The 17,252-nt window shown below is 70.8% G+C and carries 15 protein-coding genes; all 15 read left to right on the top strand.

Annotated elements, in window-relative coordinates; translation table 11 throughout:
* Positions 1–131 precede the first annotated feature (131 nt).
* The 15 genes from BLR04_RS09210 to BLR04_RS09140 all read left to right on the top strand — a co-directional run bounded on the left by BLR04_RS09210 (position 132) and on the right by BLR04_RS09140 (position 17,252).
* Positions 132–1,826, top strand: coding sequence for an alkaline phosphatase D family protein (locus tag BLR04_RS09210; RefSeq protein ID WP_245740130.1), 1,695 nt, complete (start codon positions 132–134; stop codon positions 1,824–1,826).
* Between the two features lie 181 nt (positions 1,827–2,007).
* A complete protein-coding gene (locus tag BLR04_RS09205) occupies positions 2,008–2,430 on the top strand; it encodes a MarR family winged helix-turn-helix transcriptional regulator (RefSeq protein ID WP_090761734.1) in 423 nt (140 codons plus the stop codon).
* A gap of 13 nt (positions 2,431–2,443) precedes the next feature.
* Positions 2,444–3,661 carry an MFS transporter gene (locus BLR04_RS09200; protein WP_245740129.1) on the top strand — a complete coding sequence of 406 codons (1,218 nt, stop codon included), beginning with the start codon at positions 2,444–2,446 and terminating at the stop codon, positions 3,659–3,661.
* A gap of 76 nt (positions 3,662–3,737) precedes the next feature.
* Positions 3,738–4,376 carry a pyridoxal 5'-phosphate synthase glutaminase subunit PdxT gene (pdxT, locus tag BLR04_RS09195; RefSeq protein ID WP_393492574.1) on the top strand — a complete coding sequence of 213 codons (639 nt, stop codon included), beginning with the start codon at positions 3,738–3,740 and terminating at the stop codon, positions 4,374–4,376.
* A gap of 3 nt (positions 4,377–4,379) precedes the next feature.
* Positions 4,380–5,129, top strand: a complete 750-nt coding sequence (locus BLR04_RS09190) for a YebC/PmpR family DNA-binding transcriptional regulator (protein WP_090761730.1) — start codon at positions 4,380–4,382, stop codon at positions 5,127–5,129.
* Positions 5,130–5,251: 122 nt separating this feature from the next.
* On the top strand, positions 5,252–7,033 hold the full coding sequence (locus BLR04_RS09185; RefSeq protein WP_090761728.1) for a carbohydrate ABC transporter permease: 1,782 nt from the start codon (positions 5,252–5,254) through the stop codon (positions 7,031–7,033).
* Positions 7,034–7,045: 12 nt separating this feature from the next.
* Positions 7,046–8,188, top strand: a complete 1,143-nt coding sequence (locus BLR04_RS09180) for a GNAT family N-acetyltransferase (RefSeq protein WP_245740128.1) — start codon at positions 7,046–7,048, stop codon at positions 8,186–8,188.
* Positions 8,189–8,302: 114 nt separating this feature from the next.
* Positions 8,303–8,833 carry a crossover junction endodeoxyribonuclease RuvC gene (ruvC, locus tag BLR04_RS09175; protein ID WP_090762243.1) on the top strand — a complete coding sequence of 177 codons (531 nt, stop codon included), beginning with the start codon at positions 8,303–8,305 and terminating at the stop codon, positions 8,831–8,833.
* Positions 8,834–8,927: 94 nt separating this feature from the next.
* Positions 8,928–9,548, top strand: a complete 621-nt coding sequence (ruvA, locus tag BLR04_RS09170) for a Holliday junction branch migration protein RuvA (protein WP_090761726.1) — start codon at positions 8,928–8,930, stop codon at positions 9,546–9,548.
* Positions 9,549–9,656: 108 nt separating this feature from the next.
* A complete protein-coding gene (ruvB, locus tag BLR04_RS09165; RefSeq protein WP_245740164.1) occupies positions 9,657–10,670 on the top strand; it encodes a Holliday junction branch migration DNA helicase RuvB in 1,014 nt (337 codons plus the stop codon).
* A 211-nt stretch (positions 10,671–10,881) separates the two neighbouring features.
* Complete coding sequence (gene yajC, locus BLR04_RS09160) at positions 10,882–11,241, top strand: preprotein translocase subunit YajC (protein WP_090761724.1); 360 nt, start codon at positions 10,882–10,884, stop codon at positions 11,239–11,241.
* Positions 11,242–11,332: 91 nt separating this feature from the next.
* Positions 11,333–13,168: a protein translocase subunit SecD gene (gene secD / locus BLR04_RS09155; RefSeq protein WP_090762239.1), complete on the top strand. Its 1,836-nt coding sequence runs from the start codon at positions 11,333–11,335 to the stop codon at positions 13,166–13,168.
* A gap of 1 nt (position 13,169) precedes the next feature.
* Positions 13,170–14,162 (top strand): protein translocase subunit SecF, encoded by a 993-nt coding sequence (gene secF, locus BLR04_RS09150; RefSeq protein WP_143021995.1) that lies wholly within the window; start codon positions 13,170–13,172, stop codon positions 14,160–14,162.
* A 184-nt stretch (positions 14,163–14,346) separates the two neighbouring features.
* On the top strand, positions 14,347–14,865 hold the full coding sequence (locus tag BLR04_RS09145; RefSeq protein WP_090761722.1) for an adenine phosphoribosyltransferase: 519 nt from the start codon (positions 14,347–14,349) through the stop codon (positions 14,863–14,865).
* Between the two features lie 194 nt (positions 14,866–15,059).
* Complete coding sequence (locus BLR04_RS09140; RefSeq protein WP_090762237.1) at positions 15,060–17,252, top strand: RelA/SpoT family protein; 2,193 nt, start codon at positions 15,060–15,062, stop codon at positions 17,250–17,252.

Genomic DNA, 17,252 nt, shown 5'->3' with positions numbered 1-17,252 from the left:
GGCGGCCCGCCCGCGACAGAAGGTCTCGGAGAAGGCGACATCGACGCAGGATGTCGTCTTTTCGTTGTGCCCGGTTCACCGCCCGGTCAAGGGCCGGGCCGGGCTCGGAGGCCTTCGGCACCCTTGATCGCGTGCAGCAGCCCACCCTTTCACACCCGAACCGCAGGCACTTCCTCGTCACCGGCCTGGCGGCGGGGATCGCCGCCGCAGTCCCCGTTTCTGTCCCCGCCTCCGTCCCCGCGTACGCCGACCCCGACCCGGCGCTCGCCTCACGCGAGCTGCGTACCGATCCGTTCACGCTCGGCGTCGCCAGTGGCGACCCCGACCATCAGGGTTTCGTGCTGTGGACCCGCCTGGCCCAGGAACCGCTGGCCGAGGACGGGTTCGGCGGCATGCCGCAGCGCGCCTTCTCCGTGCGCTGGCAGGTCTACCGCGACGAACGCGCCCGCCGGGTCGCCCGGTCAGGCGTCGCCACGGCCGCCCCCGTGTGGGGGCACAGCGTCCACGTCGAGGTCGGCGGGCTGAGCCCCGACACCGACTACTGGTACCGCTTCCGGATGGGCCCGTACGTCTCGCCGCTCGGCCGCGCCCGCACGGCCCCGCACCCGGCGTCGTACGGCAGCGCCCTGTCCATGGCGTTCGTGTCGTGCGCGCAGTACGAGCACGGCTACTTCACGGCCTACCGCCGCCTGGCCGAGGAGCGGCCGGACCTCGTCCTGCACCTCGGCGACTACCAGTACGAGTACACCAGCAACACCTACACCGCCCCCGGCGGCAACGTCCGCGACCACGAGGGCCCCGAGACGCAGACCCTGGCCGGCTACCGGCAGCGCCACGCCCAGTACAAGGCCGATCCCGACCTGCAGGCCGCGCACGCCGCCGCGCCGTGGCTGGTCGTCTGGGACGACCACGAGGTCGACAACAACTGGGCCGACGAGGTGCACGAACGCCCGCAGAACCCGCAGCCGGACTTCCTCGCCCGGCGCGAGGCGGCCTTCCGTGCGTACTACGAGAACATGCCGCTGCGCCGCGCCTCCGTCCCGCGAGGCGTCGACATGCAGCTCTACCGGCGCGTCCGGTGGGGCAGAACCGCCACGTTCCACATGCTGGACACCCGTCAGTACCGCGACGACCAGGCCTGCGGTGACGGCTACCGCGACTGCCCGGCAGCGGCCGACCCGGCCCGCTCGATCACCGGCGCCGAGCAGGAGGCGTGGCTCCTCGACGGTTTCCGCCGGTCGCGCACGCGGTGGGACATCCTGGGACAGCAGGTGTTCTTCGCCCAGCGCGACAAGGACGCCGGTCCCGCCAAGGTCACCTCGCAGGATGCCTGGGACGGCTACGTCGCCTCCCGGCAGCGCATCACCCAGGGCTGGATCGACGCGAAGGTGCGCAACCCGGTGGTGCTCACCGGTGACGTGCACGCGCACTGGGCCAGCGACCTGAAGCTCGACTACGACGACCCGACCGGGCCCACCGTGGGGTCGGAGCTGGCCACCACGTCGATCACGACCGGCGGCGACGGAGCGGACGCCGACCCTGCCCAGAACCCGTTCCTGTCGATCAACCCGCACCTGCGGTTCTACAACAACCAGCGCGGCTACGTGCTCACCAGGATCGAGCGCGACCAGCTGACGGCCGACTTCAAGGTCGTGCCGCGGGTGCGGACGCCCGACGCCGCGGCCTACACCCGGGCCACGTTCGTGGTCGAGGACCGGGTGCCGGGCGTGCGGCAGACGTACCTGCGGCCGCTCGACCCGACCCTGCGCACGCGGCACGAGACGTCGGTCGAGGAGACCGTCCGCCGGGAAACCGACCGCCCGTAGCCCCGCCACCTGCAGCCCCGCCGCGCGCCCCCGCACCCCGGGGCCGCGTGGCGGTGTGTTGGGTGGGGTCGGGGGTCATATGCGCGCAGTCCCGCACGTCCGGGGCCGCGTGGCGGTGTGTTGGGTGGGGTCGGGGGTCATGTCCGGAAATATTAGGCATGCTAAGTTAGTTCACCTCAGCATGAGGGACGATCCCACCCACCTGGCCGAGCAGTTCTCCCAGGTGCTGCGGCACCTGGTCTTCCTGCTCAGGCGCTCCGCCGCCGGTCAGCCCCTGACCAGTCAGCAGTACGGCGTCCTCGGCTCGCTCCAGCACGGCCCGCGCCGCATGACGGAGCTCGCCGAGGAGCACGCCGTGCAACTCCCCACCATGACCGTCCAGGTCAACCGGCTGGAGGACGCAGGCCTCGTGACCCGTGGCCTCGACCCCGCCGACGCGCGCGTCCGGACGGTCGAGCTCACCGCCGAGGGACGGCAACGCCTCGAAGCCGTCCGGACGGTCAGGATCGCTCGCCTCACCGTGGAACTGGCCGCGCTCACCGAGGACGAGCGCGCCACACTCGCGGCCGCCCTGCCCGTCCTGGAGAAGCTCGGCCGCTCGTAGGTAAGGAGCATTCGTGGAATCCGGCGTGCGATCCGGCGGAATCCTCCGCCAGCCCATGTCCGTCTGGGCCACCGCCTTCGCGGCGGTGGTCGCCTTCATGGGCATCGGCCTGGTCGACCCCATCCTCCCGTCCATCGCCCAAGGCCTGCACGCCTCGCCGAGCCAGGTGTCGCTGCTCTTCACGAGCTACTTCACGGTCACGGCGGTCGCCATGCTCATCACCGGCTGGGTCTCCAGCCGTATCGGGGGCAAGCGCACCCTGCTGGCCGGCCTGGCGCTGGTCGTCGTGTTCGCCGCGCTGGCCGGCACCTCCGGCAGCGTCGCCGAGCTGGTCGGGTTCCGCGCGGGCTGGGGCCTCGGCAACGCCCTGTTCGTGGCCACGGCGCTGGCCGTCATCGTCGGCGCCGCCAGCGGCGGCGCGGAGTCGGCCATCATCCTGTACGAGTCGGCCCTCGGCCTCGGCCTGTCCACCGGCCCGCTGCTCGGCGCGGCGCTCGGCGACTGGAACTGGCGGGCGCCGTTCTTCGGCACCGCCACGCTCATGGCCGTCGGCTTCGTGCTGATCGCCACGCTGCTCAGGTCGACGCCCAAGCCTGAGGTGAAGACCAAGATCAGCGCCCCGATCCGGGCGCTCGCCCACGGCGGCCTGGCCACCACCTCCTTCACCGCGCTGTTCTACAACTTCGCCTTCTTCACGCTGCTCGCCTTCACCCCGTTCATCCTGGACCTGTCCCCGTACGGCCTCGGCACCGTCTTCTTCGGCTGGGGCGTGTGCGTCGCGCTGTCGTCGGTGTTCGCCGCGCCGCCGCTGCAGCGCAGGATCGGGTCGGTGAACGTGCTGCACCTGGCGCTCGGGCTGCTCGCCGTCTTCCAGATCGGCATCGCGCTGTCGGGACACGTCGGCATCATCGTGTTCACCGTCCTGTCCGGCATCCCCATCGGCCTGAACAACACCGTCTTCACCGAGTCGGCCATGGAGGTCTCCGACGCCCCGCGGCCCGTGGCCTCCGCGGGCTACAACTTCGTCCGCTGGATGGGCGGCGCGCTGGCCCCGTTCATCGCCACCGAACTGGGCGAGGAGATCAGCCCCGGGCTGCCGTACTGGGTGGGGGCGGCCTGCTGCGTGATCGGCATGGGCGTCCTCGTCACCCGGCGCCACCACCTGCGCGCCCTGGTCCGCGTGGACGCCGACCACCTGGTCCGCGAGGCCGGCACCGCGCCCTCGACCTGACCCGTTCGACGCCGCATGGCCGCGCGGTCACCCGTGTCGACCTGCGCGGCGCCGACGGCGCGTCCCCTGGCGGAAGATGCCGGGTCCGCCTGGTGTTGAATTGTCGGAAACCCGTACCCGGACGGAAGGATCGACTGTGCCCACGATCGGTGTTCTCGCTCTCCAGGGCGACGTGCGCGAGCACGCGCGCATGCTCGCGGAGGCAGGCGCCACGGCCGTCGCGGTGCGCCGGCCGGCAGAACTGGACGCGGTCGACGGCCTCGTCATCCCCGGCGGCGAGTCGACCACGATGTGGAAGCTCGCCGACACCTTCGACATGCTGCAGCCGCTGCGCGTCCGCATCAAGGAGGGCATGCCCACCTACGGGTCGTGCGCCGGCATGATCATGCTGGCGGACCGCATCGAGGACGGCATCGCCGGTCAGCAGACCATCGGCGGCATCGACATGGTGGTCAGGCGCAACGCCTTCGGCCGCCAGGTCGACTCGTTCGAGTCCGATCTCGACTTCGCCGGCGAGCGCGTGCGCGCCGTGTTCATCCGCGCGCCATGGGTCGAATCCCTCGGCGCGGACGTCGAAGTGCTGGGCAGGTGCGAGCCTGGGGATAGGATCGTCGCGGTCCGTCAAGGGCCGTTGCTCGCGACGTCGTTCCATCCCGAGCTCACCGGGGACGTCCGCGTGCACCGTTACTTCGTAGACATGGTGAGGGAGCTCTAGGTAATGTCCGGCCACTCCAAATGGGCGACGACGAAGCACAAGAAGGCCGCGCTCGACGCCAAGCGCGGCAAGCTGTTCGCCAAGCTCATCAAGAACATCGAAGTGGCGGCCCGGACCGGTGGCCCTGACCCGGACGCCAACCCCACCCTCTTCGACGCCATCTTCAAGGCGAAGAAGAACTCCGTGCCCAACGACAACATCGAGCGGGCACGCAAGCGTGGCGGCGGCCTCGAGGCCGGCGGCGCCGACTGGCAGACGATCATGTACGAGGGTTACGCGCCCGGCGGGGTCGCGGTGCTCATCGAGTGCCTCACCGACAACCGCAACCGCGCCGCCTCCGAGGTCCGCGTCGCGCTGACCCGCAACGGCGGCTCGCTGGCCGACCCCGGTTCGGTGTCGTACATGTTCAACCGCAAGGGCGTCGTGATCGTCCCCAAGAACGGGCTCGACGAGGACACCGTGCTGATGGCCGTCCTCGACGCGGGCGCCGAGGAGGTCAACGACATCGGCGACTCCTTCGAGGTCGTCTGCGAGGCCGGAGACCTCGTGCCGGTGCGCAAGGCGCTGCAGGAGGCCGGCATCGACTACGACTCGGCCGAGTCGAGCTTCCTGCCCACGATGAGCGTGCCCCTCGACGAGGAGGGCGCCAAGAAGGTGTTCCGCCTCATCGACGCGCTGGAGGACTGCGACGACGTCCAGAACGTCTTCGCCAACTTCGACGTCTCCGACGAGGTCCTCGCGGCGCTCGACTAGTCGCACCCGGCCGGCGCACGAGGTCCGCGCGCCGGCCCGACCGCCTTTTCGTGAGGCGGCGGGCGACGTACGGCGAGGCCGGGCGTGCGTGAAAGGGGTCGCTCGGCGTAGGGTCGGGCGTCGTGACTTCCCCCCACCACCCACAGGCGCACTCCCCGGCGCTCGGCTGGCTGCTCGCCGTGCCGGCGCTGCTCGGCGCCCTCATCACGCTCGTCCTGCCCACGGCACAGACGATCTGGCTCAGCTTTCAGAGCGGCGGCGTGCTGCGCGACATCAGCTACGCCGGTCCGGCCAACTACGCCGAGTTGCTCGGCGGCAGCGAGTTCTGGCGGGCCCTGGGGTTCACGCTGTCCCTGACGGTGATCCCGCTGCTGGTGACCGTGGTGGTAGGCCCGCTGCTGGCGCTGGCGCTCGACCGCGCAGGCACCTGGCCCAGACGGGCAGGGCGCATCACGCTCTCGCTCGCCGTCGTCACGTTCGCGCCCGTCGGGATCGCCGCGGCCTGGATGCGCGGCCTCACGCCCAACGCGTCCGGCGTGGTGACCCTCGCCGAGGGGTTGCGTGAGGCGGCCACCGCTCCCGGCACGCTCCGGCTGATCGTCGCGGCCGCCACGTTCGGCGTCGTGTGCGCGCTGGCCCTCATCGCGTACCTGCCGGTGCTGCGGGGCGGATCTCCGGGGCTCGCGATGCTCGCCGTCACGATCATGCTCGCGTTCGCCGTCGTCGCGGTGGGGCTCCAGGCGTTCTCGTTCGGCATGGTGCTCACCCACGGCGGCCCTCAGCGCGCCACAGAGACGCTGGCGGGTCTGTCGTACGACTACGCCTTCAGATTGGCCGAGTTCGGCCCGGGTGCGGCCGTCTCGACGCTCACGTGGGTGATCCTCGCCGCACTGGGCATCGCCGCCACGCTCGTCGCGGTGGCCTTCCGGCTGCGCATCACCCTGACCTCGCCCGACGCGGCTCCGGATTCCGACGCCCGGATCGGGGCCGAGCGCGCGGCGCCCAGCCCGTACGGCGTCGGGGCGGCCGCAGGCCCGTACGGCGGCGGGGCGGTGTTCCCCGGTGCGGCGCCCGCGCTTCGTCCCGAGTGGTCGTCGGGGCCGGTGAAGGACCTCCCGCCTGCGCCCGTGCCGCCCGTACGGCGGGCGGGCGGACCCGTCGCGGTGGCCGTCGGCGTGACGACGCTGATCGTCGTGGTGGCCGTGGGCCTCGTGTGCGCCTGGCCCTGGATCGACGGCGTGCTCGCCTCGCCCGGCTCCCCGGCCGGCGAGCTGCAGGCCCAGGTCAACACCTGGGTGCCCGCCCTCGTCGGGGCGATCGTGTCGGTGGGGGTGGCCTACCTCGGCGCCCTCGGCATCGGCGGCCTGCGCCCGATCGGCCGGTACAGCGAGTGGCTGCTGCTGCTCTTCGCGCCGTGGCTGTTCGCCGGCACCGGCGTCCTCGGCGGCGCCAACTGGCAGAACATGCTCAACCTCGATCTCGTCGACACCTTCCCCGCCCTCGTGCCGCCCGTGCTGGTCAGCGTCCCTGCGCTGCTCGTCCTCACGCTGCTGTGCAGGGGCCTGTCCGAACGCGCCGGCCGCGACTTCTTCGGCGGCGTTGTCCTCCCGTCGCTGCCCATGGCGGGCATCCTCGCCGGCGCGGTCACGCTGGTGAACGCCCACGACCTGCTGTGGCCGCTGCTGGTCGCCCAGGAGCCCGAGCTGTTCACCACCGCGGTCGCCCAGGCCGGCCAGCTCAGCGCGCAGGCGGTCCGCACGCCGGACGCCGGGGCGGCCACGCCGCTGCTCGTGGTCGGCGTCGCGCTGGCCGCCCTCGTGGCCGCCCAGTTGCTCTACCTCGACCGGCTCGCGATCGTCAGGGGCGGCGTAACCGGTTGGCGGCCTGGCCCGCCCGCTGCGTAGAGTCTGCTGCTTGTGGAGATACGCGACCTGACCGAGGCAGACCTCGACGACGTCATCGACGCGCGCAGGCGCGCCTTCGGCCCGATCCCGGCGCACGAGCGCGAGCAATGGCGCCGTGCCGTGCTGCCCACCCTGGCGGAGGGGCGTTACCTGGGCGCGTTCGATGGCGACCGGCTGGCCGCCGCGGCCCGGCTGCGCCGGTTCACGCAGTGGTGGCACGGCCGGCCGCAGCCGATGGCGGGGGTCGCGGGGGTCGCTGTCAACCCGGAGTACCGTGGCCGCGGCCTCGGCACCCGCCTCATGACAACCGTCATGGAGCGGGCCGCGCAGCTCGGCGACGCCGTCTCCGCGCTCTACCCGGCCACCACCGCGATCTACCGCGGGCTCGGCTACGAGCACGCCGGAGCCCAGCACATGGTGCGCCTCCCCGCCGAGCAGCTGCGCCGGATCCCGCAGACCGGGCAGGTCAAGCTGCGCCGGATGGGGCCGGCGGACGCGGCAGAGGTCGTGTCGGTGCTCCACCGCGTCCACGCCGCGAACCGCTCCAGCGGCCCCGTCTCCTGGGACGAGCGCACCTGGGCGGTCTGGCTGGACAACGAGGACGCCTTCCTCTACCTCGCCGACGACGGCTACGCCGGCTACCGCTGGAAGGGCGAGGACATCCGGGTGGACAACCTCGTCGCGGGCTCCGGCGAGACCCTGCGCGCCCTGTGGTCCCTGGTCGGCACCGCCTCCTCGGTCGCGCGCGACGTCGTCGCCCCCGTGGCCCCCGACGACCCGGTGCTGTGGCTGCTGCGCGAGCGGACGAAGGAGCAGGTCACCCAGGTCAGGTGGATGTTCCGGGTGATCGACGTCCCCGCCGCCGTGGAGCGCAGGGGCTTCCCCGCGCACGTGTCCTGCGACGCGGTCCTCTCCGTCGACGACCCGGTCAGGGGCGACGGCACGTGGCGGCTCGAGGTCTCGGGCGGCTCGGGCGCGGCCACGCCGGCCGACGGTCCCGGCCCCCGGCTCCGGGCCAACGGCCTGTCCGCCCTGTACGCCGGCGTCCCCACGGCCACGCTGCGGCTCAGCGGCCTCATGACCGGCGACGACCGACACGACGAGGCCCTCGACGCCGCCTTCGCCGCCAAGCCGTACATGCTGGACTACTTCTGACGGACGGCGCTCGCACAGCCCCTGCCGGTTGGGTGTCACGCGGTGCGCGGGCGGCCGGGCAGCGGTAGAGTCTCGTGCGAACAGGTGTTCGGCGGGCGGGCGGAGGGCATGCCGATGCGGGTGATGGGCGTCGATCCGGGGCTGACCCGGTGCGGCCTCGGCGCGGTCGAAGGTCGGCCCGGGGCGCCGTTGTCCCTGGTGGCCGTCGGGGTGGTGCGCACCGGGGCCGACGAAGAGCTCGGCGCCCGGCTCGTCGGCATCGAGGCGGGTATCGAGCGCTGGCTCGACGAGGTGCGTCCCGACGCGGTGGCCGTCGAGCGGGTCTTCAGCCAGCACAACGTCCGTACGGTGATGGGCACCGCGCAGGCGGCCGGCATCGCGGTGCTGTGCGCGTCCCGCCGCGGGCTGCCGGTGGCACTGCACACCCCGTCCGAGGTCAAGGCCGCCGTCACGGGCAGCGGCACGGCCGACAAGAAGCAGATCGGCACCATGGTCACCCGGTTGCTGCGGCTGACGGAGATGCCGAAACCGGCCGACGCGGCCGACGCGCTCGCCCTGGCCATCTGCCACATCTGGCGCGGCGGGGCCCAGCACCGTCTGGCCGAGGCCATGGCCCGGGCCGGCCGCGGCGGTTCCCGGCCGTGAGGCGAGCCCGTCCCGTTCCCGCGCGCCGCGGTCGGCAAGTGCGGGATACTCCCAGGTCGTACGAGGGTGAAGCAGTGACAGGAGGCGGTCGGCCGTGATCGCATCGGTGGCGGGCAAGGTGACGGCCATCGCGCCCGACGGAGCCGTGATCGAGGTGGGCGGCGTCGGGATGCTCGTCCACTGCACGCCCGGCACGCTCGCGACACTGCGCGTGGGCGACGAGGCCCGGCTGGCCACGTCCCTGGTCGTGCGCGAGGAGTCGCTCACCCTCTACGGCTTCGCCACCGACGACGAGCGTGCCGTGTTCGAACTGCTGCAGACGGCCAGCGGCGTCGGCCCGAAGCTGGCGCTGGCCATGCTCGCCGTGCACACGCCCAACGGGCTGCGCACCGCCGTGGCCGCCGCCGACCTCAAGGCGCTCACGCAGGTGCCGGGCATCGGGCAGAAGGGCGCGCAGCGCATCGTCCTCGAACTGAAGGACCGGCTCGGCACGCCAGAGGCGGCGCTCAACGCGGCACTCAACGGCGAGCAGCGCGTGGCGCCGTGGCGCGAGCAGGTGCACTCGGGCCTCGTGGGCCTCGGCTACTCCGGCAAGGACGCCGACCAGGCGATCGCCGTCGTGGAGCCCGACGCCGAGGCCGAGCTCGCGGCCGGCCGTTCGCCCCAGGTCGCCGCCCTGCTGAAGGCCGCCCTGCGAGCGCTGAGCATCCGATGATCGCACCGACGCCCCCGCTGCCCCGCCCGGTGGCGGGCGTTGCGGGCGGGCGTGACATGGCCGACGAGATCGAGGGGAGTGGAGGCCGGCGTGGGCTTTGAACGGGAGATGCTGTCGCCCGCCGCCGGAGGCGACGACCTGCAGGTCGAGGCGGCGCTGCGGCCCAAACGCCTGAGTGAGTTCATCGGCCAGGCCCGCGTGCGTGAGCAGCTGTCGCTGGTCCTCGAGAGCGCGCTGCGCCGGCAACGGCCACCCGACCACGTGCTGATGAGCGGCTCCCCTGGGCTGGGCAAGACGACGCTGGCCATGATCATCGCAGCCGAGCTGAACGCCCCGCTGCGCGTCACTTCCGGCCCGGCGCTGGAGCGCGCCGGCGACCTCGCGGCCATCCTGTCGACCCTCACCGAGGGCGAGGTGCTGTTCATTGACGAGATCCACCGCATGGCCAGGCCCGCAGAAGAGATGCTCTACCTCGCGATGGAGGACTTCAGGGTCGACATCGTCGTCGGCAAGGGGCCCGGCGCCACGGCCATCCCGCTCGACGTCGCGCCCTTCACCCTCGTCGGCGCCACCACCCGTGCCGGGCTGCTGCCCGCCCCGCTGCGCGACCGGTTCGGCTTCACCGCCCACATGGACTTCTACGAGGTGGCCGAGCTCGAGCAGGTGCTCCAGCGCTCGGCCGGGCTGCTCGGCGTCACGCTGCCGGCCGACGGCGCCCTTGAGATCGCGCGGCGTTCGCGGGGCACGCCCCGAATCGCGAACCGCCTGCTCAGACGGGTGCGCGACTTCGCGGACGTGCGCGCCGATGGGGTAATTAATCGTGAAATTGCCTCAGCGGCATTGAATCTTTACGAAGTTGACGCCGAAGGGCTCGACCGGCTCGACCGTGCGGTCCTCGGCGCCCTGCTGAAGAACTTCGGCGGGGGGCCGGTGGGCCTGTCGACGCTGGCCGTGGCCGTGGGGGAGGAGCCGGAGACGGTCGAGGTGGTGGCCGAGCCTTTCCTTGTACGCCAAGGTCTGCTGGCCAGGACGCCACGGGGCCGGGTGGCCACCGCGGCTGCCTGGATCCATCTGGGTATGACCCCTCCGCCGGATGTGTTCGGTGCTCCCGATTTCACCTGATCACAGATCGGTTGCAACCGTTTCACAATGGGAACTTCCCCGCGTGCCAAAACGCTGCCTCGTTGCCGCGTTTCGCAACAAGCGCCTACACTCCGAGCCTTGGCTGCCTGTGTAGGCTGACGGGCTGAGCGGCGCGGCCCGACGCTGCGCACGGAATTTCCGGTGCCAGGCCGGTGTCAACTCCTGTACAAGAATCGGAAGGTCGCCCCTTATGGACCAACTCACTAGCATCCTGCCGCTGATTCTGCTGGTGGTGGTGTTCTACTTCCTGCTGATCCGCCCTCAGCGCAAGCGTCAGCAGGACGCGGTCAAGATGCAGAACTCCTTGACGCCCGGCTCCCGTGTCATGACGACCACCGGCCTGTTCGCCACGGTCGTCGCGGTCGACAACGAGGACGTGATCCTCGAGGTCGCGCCGGGGGTCGAGACCCGCTGGATCAAGGCCGCGATCGGTCGCGTCGTGGTGCCTGCTGACGCCCCGGCCGACGAGCCCGACGAGGAGGGCAAGACGGAGTCCGAGGCCGCCGTGGAGCAGAACGGGGACCAGGACTCCAACACCAAGCGGTCCTGACTAAGCTCTGCGACAAACCTCTATCTGAAAGAACTGACGACCAGTGGCCCGATCGACCAGCCGTCACAGCCGGCCGGGGCGTACGCTCCTCGTGCTTGTGGCGCTCATCCTCGCCCTGGGCGGGACGATGTTCCTGCAGAAGGCGTACACGCCCAAGCTGGGGCTCGACCTCGCCGGCGGCACGACGGTGACTCTGTCCCCCGTTACCCAGAACAACGCGGCCCCGCCGGAGGAGATCCTCGACCGCGCGGTCAACATCATCCGCGACCGGGTCAACGGCACCGGAATCTCCGACGCGGAGGTCGCCAAGTCCGGCGACAACATCATCATCTCCATCCCGGGAGTCGGACAGAGCGAGGCCATCAAGCTGGTCGCCACCACCGCGGAGCTGCGTTTCCGCCAGGTGCTCGCCATGGCGCCCACGCAGGTCCCGCAGGAGCTCGCCACCAACGCGCCGACCCCGACGGCCTCGCCCACGGGGTCGGCGCCGGACGGTTCGGCCCGTCCGTCGGCCGAGCCGTCCGCTTCGCAGCCGAGCGCCTCCCCGACGGGCAAGGCGCTTTCGTCCGCGCTGACCAACGGCGCTTCGGCCAAGTCCCCCGCGGCTGACCCGACCGAGCCGCCCGCGCAGGGCCGCAACGGCCAGAACACCGGTCAGAACGCAGGCCAGGGCAAGACGCGGGGCGAGAACGCCGACGCCGACCAGGGCCAGAAGAACGCCCAGAACGCCGGCCAGAACAACGCGCGGGGCCAGAACCAGAAGGGCCAGAACGCCACCCCGACGCCGAGCCCGACGGGCCAGAGCGGCACGCCGTCCCCGGAAGAGCTCGGCATCGACCCCAACGGCATCGACCCCGCGGTGCTGCAGCAGTTCAACAAGCTCGACTGCGCCAACCCGGCCAACCGAGGCCAGGGCGTCCAGGACGACCCCAACAAGCAGTACGCCGCCTGCGAGACCGACGGCAGCTTCAAGTACGTCCTCGACGTCGCCAAGGTCGTCGGCACCGACATCGACACCGCTTCTGCCGGTGTCCGCCAGGGCACCATCGAGTGGGTCGTCCAGCTCGACTTCAAGAGCAACGGCGCGACCGCCTGGGGCAAGCTCACCCAGGAGGCCTACAACTCGCCCGAGCCGCGCAACAAGGTCGCGGTCGTGCTCGACGGCGTCGTGATCACCGCGCCCAACATCATCAGCCCGATCCCCGGCGGCCGCGCCGAGATCACCGGCGGGTTCGACCAGGCCAGCGCCACCACCCTGGCCGACCAGCTGAAGTACGGCGCGCTGCCGCTGAAGTTCAACCGCAGCTCGGTCGACACGGTCTCCTCGACCCTCGGCCAGGACCAGCTCGAAGGCGGCCTGATCGCGGGCCTGATCGGTCTCGCCCTCGTGGTCGTCTACTGTCTGCTCTACTACCGGGGCCTCGGCATCGTCGCGGTGCTGAGCCTCGTGGTGGCCACGGTCATCACCTACACCTCGGTCGTCGTGCTCGGCCACAACGCCGGCTTCCGGCTGTCGCTGCCGCACATCATCGGTCTGGTGGTCTCGATCGGCATCACCGCCGACTCCTTCATCGTGTACTTCGAACGCATACGTGACGAGATGAAGGAGGGCAGGCGGACGCTCCGCGCGGCCGTCGAGGTGGCCTGGGTCCGCGCGCGGCGCACGATCCTGATCGCCGACGCCGTCATGTTCATCGCCGCGATCGTGCTTTACTTCCTCGCGGTGGGCGGTGTCGCCGGGTTCGCGTTCGCGATGGGCCTGACCACGCTGATCGACATCGTGGTGGTGTTCCTGTTCACCAAGCCGTTCATCGCCGTGCTGGCGAAGCTGAAGTTCTTCGCCAAGGGCCACCCGCTGTCGGGGCTCGACGCCGAACGCATGAGCGACGCGCACAGCGGCCGCACGACCACCCCGCAGGAGGCCTGACATGGGACTGGGGCGCCGCCTCTACCGAGGCGAGATCGACGTCGACTTCGTCGGCAAATGGAGGCTCTGGTACAGCCTGTCCGGCATCCTGCTGCTGATCTCCATCCTGGGTCTGCTGATCAACGGGCTCAACCTGGGCGTGGAGTTCAGGGGCGGCACGGTGTTCTCGTTCAAGGCGCCGCAGGCCACCGTCGAGCAGGTGCGTGAGACCGTCATCGGCGAGGGCGCGCACCAGGCGATCGTGCAGTCGGCCGGCGACGGCTGGCGGGTGACCACCGAGAACCTGGCGGAGAACACCACGACGCAGGTGCAGTCGGAGATCGCCAAGGAGTACAACGTCCCGGTCGGGCAGATCAGCATCCAGTCCATCGGCCCGTCCTGGGGCGGTGAGGTCTCCCAGAAGGCCTGGATCGGCCTGGGCGTGTTCATGCTGGCGATCATCTTGTACCTGTCGATGGCGTTCGAGCCGAAGATGGCACTGTCGGCCATCGTCGCGCTCATCCACGACCTCGTCATCACGGCCGGCATCTACGCCTGGTCGGGCTTCGAGGTCACGCCCGCGACGCTGCTGGGCTTCCTGACCATCCTCGGTTACTCGCTCTACGACGCGGTCGTGGTGTTCGACATGATCAAGGAGGTCACGGCCAAGCTGGGCCACACCTCCAAGCAGACGTACTCGATGGCGGCCAACAACGCGCTCAACCACACGCTGATCCGGTCGCTGAACACGTCGCTGGTCGCGATCCTGCCGGTGGCGGCGATCCTGTTCATCGGCACCACGCTGCTCGGCGCGGGCACGCTGAAGGACCTGTCGCTGGCCCTGTTCGTCGGCATGATCGTCGGCACGTACTCCTCGATCTGCGTGGCCACGCCACTGCTGGTGACGCTGAAGGAGCGCGAGCCGAAGTACCAGGCCATCGCCAGGAGGCTCGCCTCCACGGGCGGCGGCAAGGGCGGTGGCAACAAAAAAAGCGCGGCCGTAGCGAACGGCTGACAACCCGCCCAGGCGGCTTCCACGGCGCCCTCGTCCCCTCCCGGGGGCGGGGGCGCCGTTCGTGTGCCGGAACGGCTCGCGCGGGCGTCAGCGGGACGCTCAGCCCCGGCGGGGTTCGCGGGACGATCGTGATGCACCATCATGGAGCCCGGCACACGGCCGGTGAGAACTGCGGAGGAGCGCCATGACCGAGCTGAGCACGTTGATCCTCGACCGCATCAGGGACGTGCCCGACTACCCCAAGCCCGGAGTGGTGTTCAAGGACATCACGCCGCTGCTGGCCGACCCGATCGCGATGGCCGCGGTCGTGGACGAACTGGCCGGGGCGCACGAGGCCGACAAGATCGTGGGCATCGAGGCGCGCGGGTTCATCCTGGCCGCTCCGGCGGCGTACCGGGCGGGGGCGGGGTTCGTGCCCGTACGAAAGAAGGGAAAACTGCCCTCCGCGACACTTGAGGAGTCCTACGATCTGGAGTATGGCTCGGCCACCATCGAGGTGCACCGCGACGCCTTCGCGCCCGGCGACCGCGTGCTCATCGTCGATGACGTGCTGGCCACCGGAGGCACCGCGAAGGCCGCGGTGGAGCTGGTGGAACGGGCAGGAGCCGAGGTCGTCGGCGTCGCCGTGCTGATGGAGCTGGGCTTCCTGAAGGGACGCGAGCGGCTGACGGGCATCGACGTGCGATCGCTCGTCGTGGTGTGAGACGTGGTGTGAGACCGGGCCACGAAAGTCCAGGTGCGACGCCTGGATACACTGGAGGGATCTGGACTCGAACGTGAGGAGCCGCTGCGTGAGGAGTCTGTGTGCCCCGTGATGTGGTCGCGTCCGACGTAACCGAGAACGCCGAGGCGTCCGGTGTGCCCGCGGTGCGTCGACGGCGGTTCGGGGGCGGGGCGATGAACCCGGTGCTGGAGCCGCTGTTCCGCACCGTCCGAGCCACGCACCCCAAAGCCGATCTGCGCCTGGTCGAGCGCGCCTACGAGGTCGCGGCCCACCACCACCGCGACCAGAAGCGGAAGTCGGGCGATCCCTACATCACCCACCCGCTCGCCGTCGCGACGATCCTGGCCGAACTCGGCACCGACGACGAGACGCTGTGCGCCGCGCTGCTGCACGACACGGTCGAGGACACCGCCTACGGTCTCGACGAGCTGCGCACCGACTTCGGCGACACGATCGCGAGCCTGGTCGACGGCGTCACCAAGCTCGACAAGGTCAAGTTCGGCGACGCCGCGCAGGCCGAGACCGTGCGCAAGATGGTCGTGGCCATGTCGCGCGACATCCGCGTCCTGATCATCAAGCTGGCCGACCGGCTGCACAACATGCGCACGATGCGCTACCTGCCGGAGCACAAACGGCACCAGAAGTCGCGCGAGACGCTCGAGATCTTCGCCCCGCTGGCCCACCGCCTGGGCATGAACACGATCAAGTGGGAGCTGGAGGACCTCGCCTTCGCCATGCTCTACCCCAAGCGCTACGACGAGATCGCGCGCATGGTGTCGGAGCGGGCGCCGCGCCGTGACCTGTTCCTGCAGGAGGTCATCGAGAAGGTCTCGGCCGACCTGCGGGAGGCGCGGATCCGCGCCGTGGTCAAGGGCCGGCCCAAGCATTACTACTCGGTCTACCAGAAGATGATCGCGCGCGACGTGGCGTTCGACGACATCTACGACCTCGTGGGCATCCGCGTGCTGGTCGACACCGTACGCGACTGCTACGCGGCGCTCGGCACGATCCACGCGCGGTGGAACCCGGTGCCGGGCCGGTTCAAAGACTACATAGCGATGCCCAAGTTCAACATGTACCAGTCGCTGCACACCACGGTGATCGGTCCCGAGGGCAAGCCGGTCGAGCTGCAGATCCGCACCCACGCGATGCACCACCGGGCCGAGTACGGCGTGGCCGCGCACTGGAAGTACAAGGAGGAGGTCGGTTCGTCCGGCCCCACCGGCAAGGTCAAGCCGGGCAGCGACATGGCGTGGCTGCGCCAGCTGCTCGACTGGCAGAAGGAGACCTCCGACCCCGGGGAGTTCCTCGAGTCGCTGCGGTTCGACCTGTCGGTCTCCGAGGTCTACGTGTTCACCCCGAAGGGCCAGGTCATCGCCCTGCCCGAGGGAGCCACGCCGGTCGACTTCGCCTACGCCGTGCACACCGAGGTCGGTCACCGCTGTATCGGGGCGCGGGTCAACGGGCGGCTGGTGCCCCTGGAGTCGCGGCTCGGCAACGGCGACACGGTAGAGATCTTCACCTCGAAGTCGCCCGACGCCGGGCCGTCGCGCGACTGGCTGAAGTTCGTCAAGTCGGGCCGGGCCCGCAACAAGATCAGGCAGTGGTTCTCCAAGGAGCGCCGCGAGACCGCGATCGAGGCGGGCAAGGAGGCCATCGGGCGGGCCATGCGCAAGCAGGGCCTGCCGCTGCAGCGGCTCATGTCGGGCGAGGCGCTCCTGGCGCTCGCCCGCGACCTGCACTATCCCGACGTGTCCGCGCTGTACGCGGCCGTGGGCGAGGGTCACGTGGCCGCCCAGTCGGTCGTGCAGAAGCTGGTGGCCTCGATCGGCGGCGTCGAGGGCGCTGAGGAGGACATCGCCGAGACCTCGCTGCCGACCCGGCTGCGTGGGCGTCCCCGGGGCGCCGGCGGAGCCGGCGTGGTCGTGGCTGGCGACGCCGACGTGTGGGTACGCCTGTCGAAGTGCTGCACCCCGGTGCCCGGCGACGACATCGTCGGGTTCGTCACGCGGGGCCACGGCGTCTCGGTGCACCGGGCCGACTGCACCAACGTCCAGCAGCTGAAGTCGCAGCCCGACCGGCTGGTCGAGGTCAGCTGGTCGCCGAGCGACGACAGCGTGTTCCTGGTGGCCATCCAGGTCGAGGCGCTCGACCGGCCACGCCTGCTGTCCGACGTCACGCGTACGCTGTCCGACCAGCACGTCAACATCCTGAGCGCCTCGGTCACGACGTCGCGCGACCGGGTGGCGATCAGCAAGTTCACCTTCGAGATGGGCGACCCCAAGCACCTCGGTCACGTGCTCAAGGCCGTCCGCAACATCCAGGGCGTCTTCGACGTCTACCGTGTGAGCGGCGCCGGAAGCTGA

The organism is Nonomuraea maritima (genome assembly GCF_900100395.1).
In the GTDB taxonomy this organism is placed as follows: Bacteria; Actinomycetota; Actinomycetes; order Streptosporangiales; family Streptosporangiaceae; genus Nonomuraea; species Nonomuraea maritima.
This window is presented reverse-complemented; position numbering and strand designations above follow the sequence as displayed.

What these genes read in the sequence shown, in the direction of transcription:
- BLR04_RS09205 (WP_090761734.1), top strand. Translation starts at nt 2,008, where the DNA reads ATGAGGGACGATCCCACCCACCTGGCCGAGCAGTTCTCCCAGGTGCTG.
- pdxT (WP_393492574.1), top strand. Translation starts at nt 3,738, where the DNA reads ATGCCGGGTCCGCCTGGTGTTGAATTGTCGGAAACCCGTACCCGGACG.
- BLR04_RS09190 (WP_090761730.1), top strand. Translation starts at nt 4,380, where the DNA reads ATGTCCGGCCACTCCAAATGGGCGACGACGAAGCACAAGAAGGCCGCG.
- ruvC (WP_090762243.1), top strand. Translation starts at nt 8,303, where the DNA reads ATGCGGGTGATGGGCGTCGATCCGGGGCTGACCCGGTGCGGCCTCGGC.
- ruvB (WP_245740164.1), top strand. Translation starts at nt 9,657, where the DNA reads ATGCTGTCGCCCGCCGCCGGAGGCGACGACCTGCAGGTCGAGGCGGCG.
- yajC (WP_090761724.1), top strand. Translation starts at nt 10,882, where the DNA reads ATGGACCAACTCACTAGCATCCTGCCGCTGATTCTGCTGGTGGTGGTG.
- secF (WP_143021995.1), top strand. Translation starts at nt 13,170, where the DNA reads ATGGGACTGGGGCGCCGCCTCTACCGAGGCGAGATCGACGTCGACTTC.
- BLR04_RS09145 (WP_090761722.1), top strand. Translation starts at nt 14,347, where the DNA reads ATGACCGAGCTGAGCACGTTGATCCTCGACCGCATCAGGGACGTGCCC.
- BLR04_RS09140 (WP_090762237.1), top strand. Translation starts at nt 15,060, where the DNA reads ATGAACCCGGTGCTGGAGCCGCTGTTCCGCACCGTCCGAGCCACGCAC.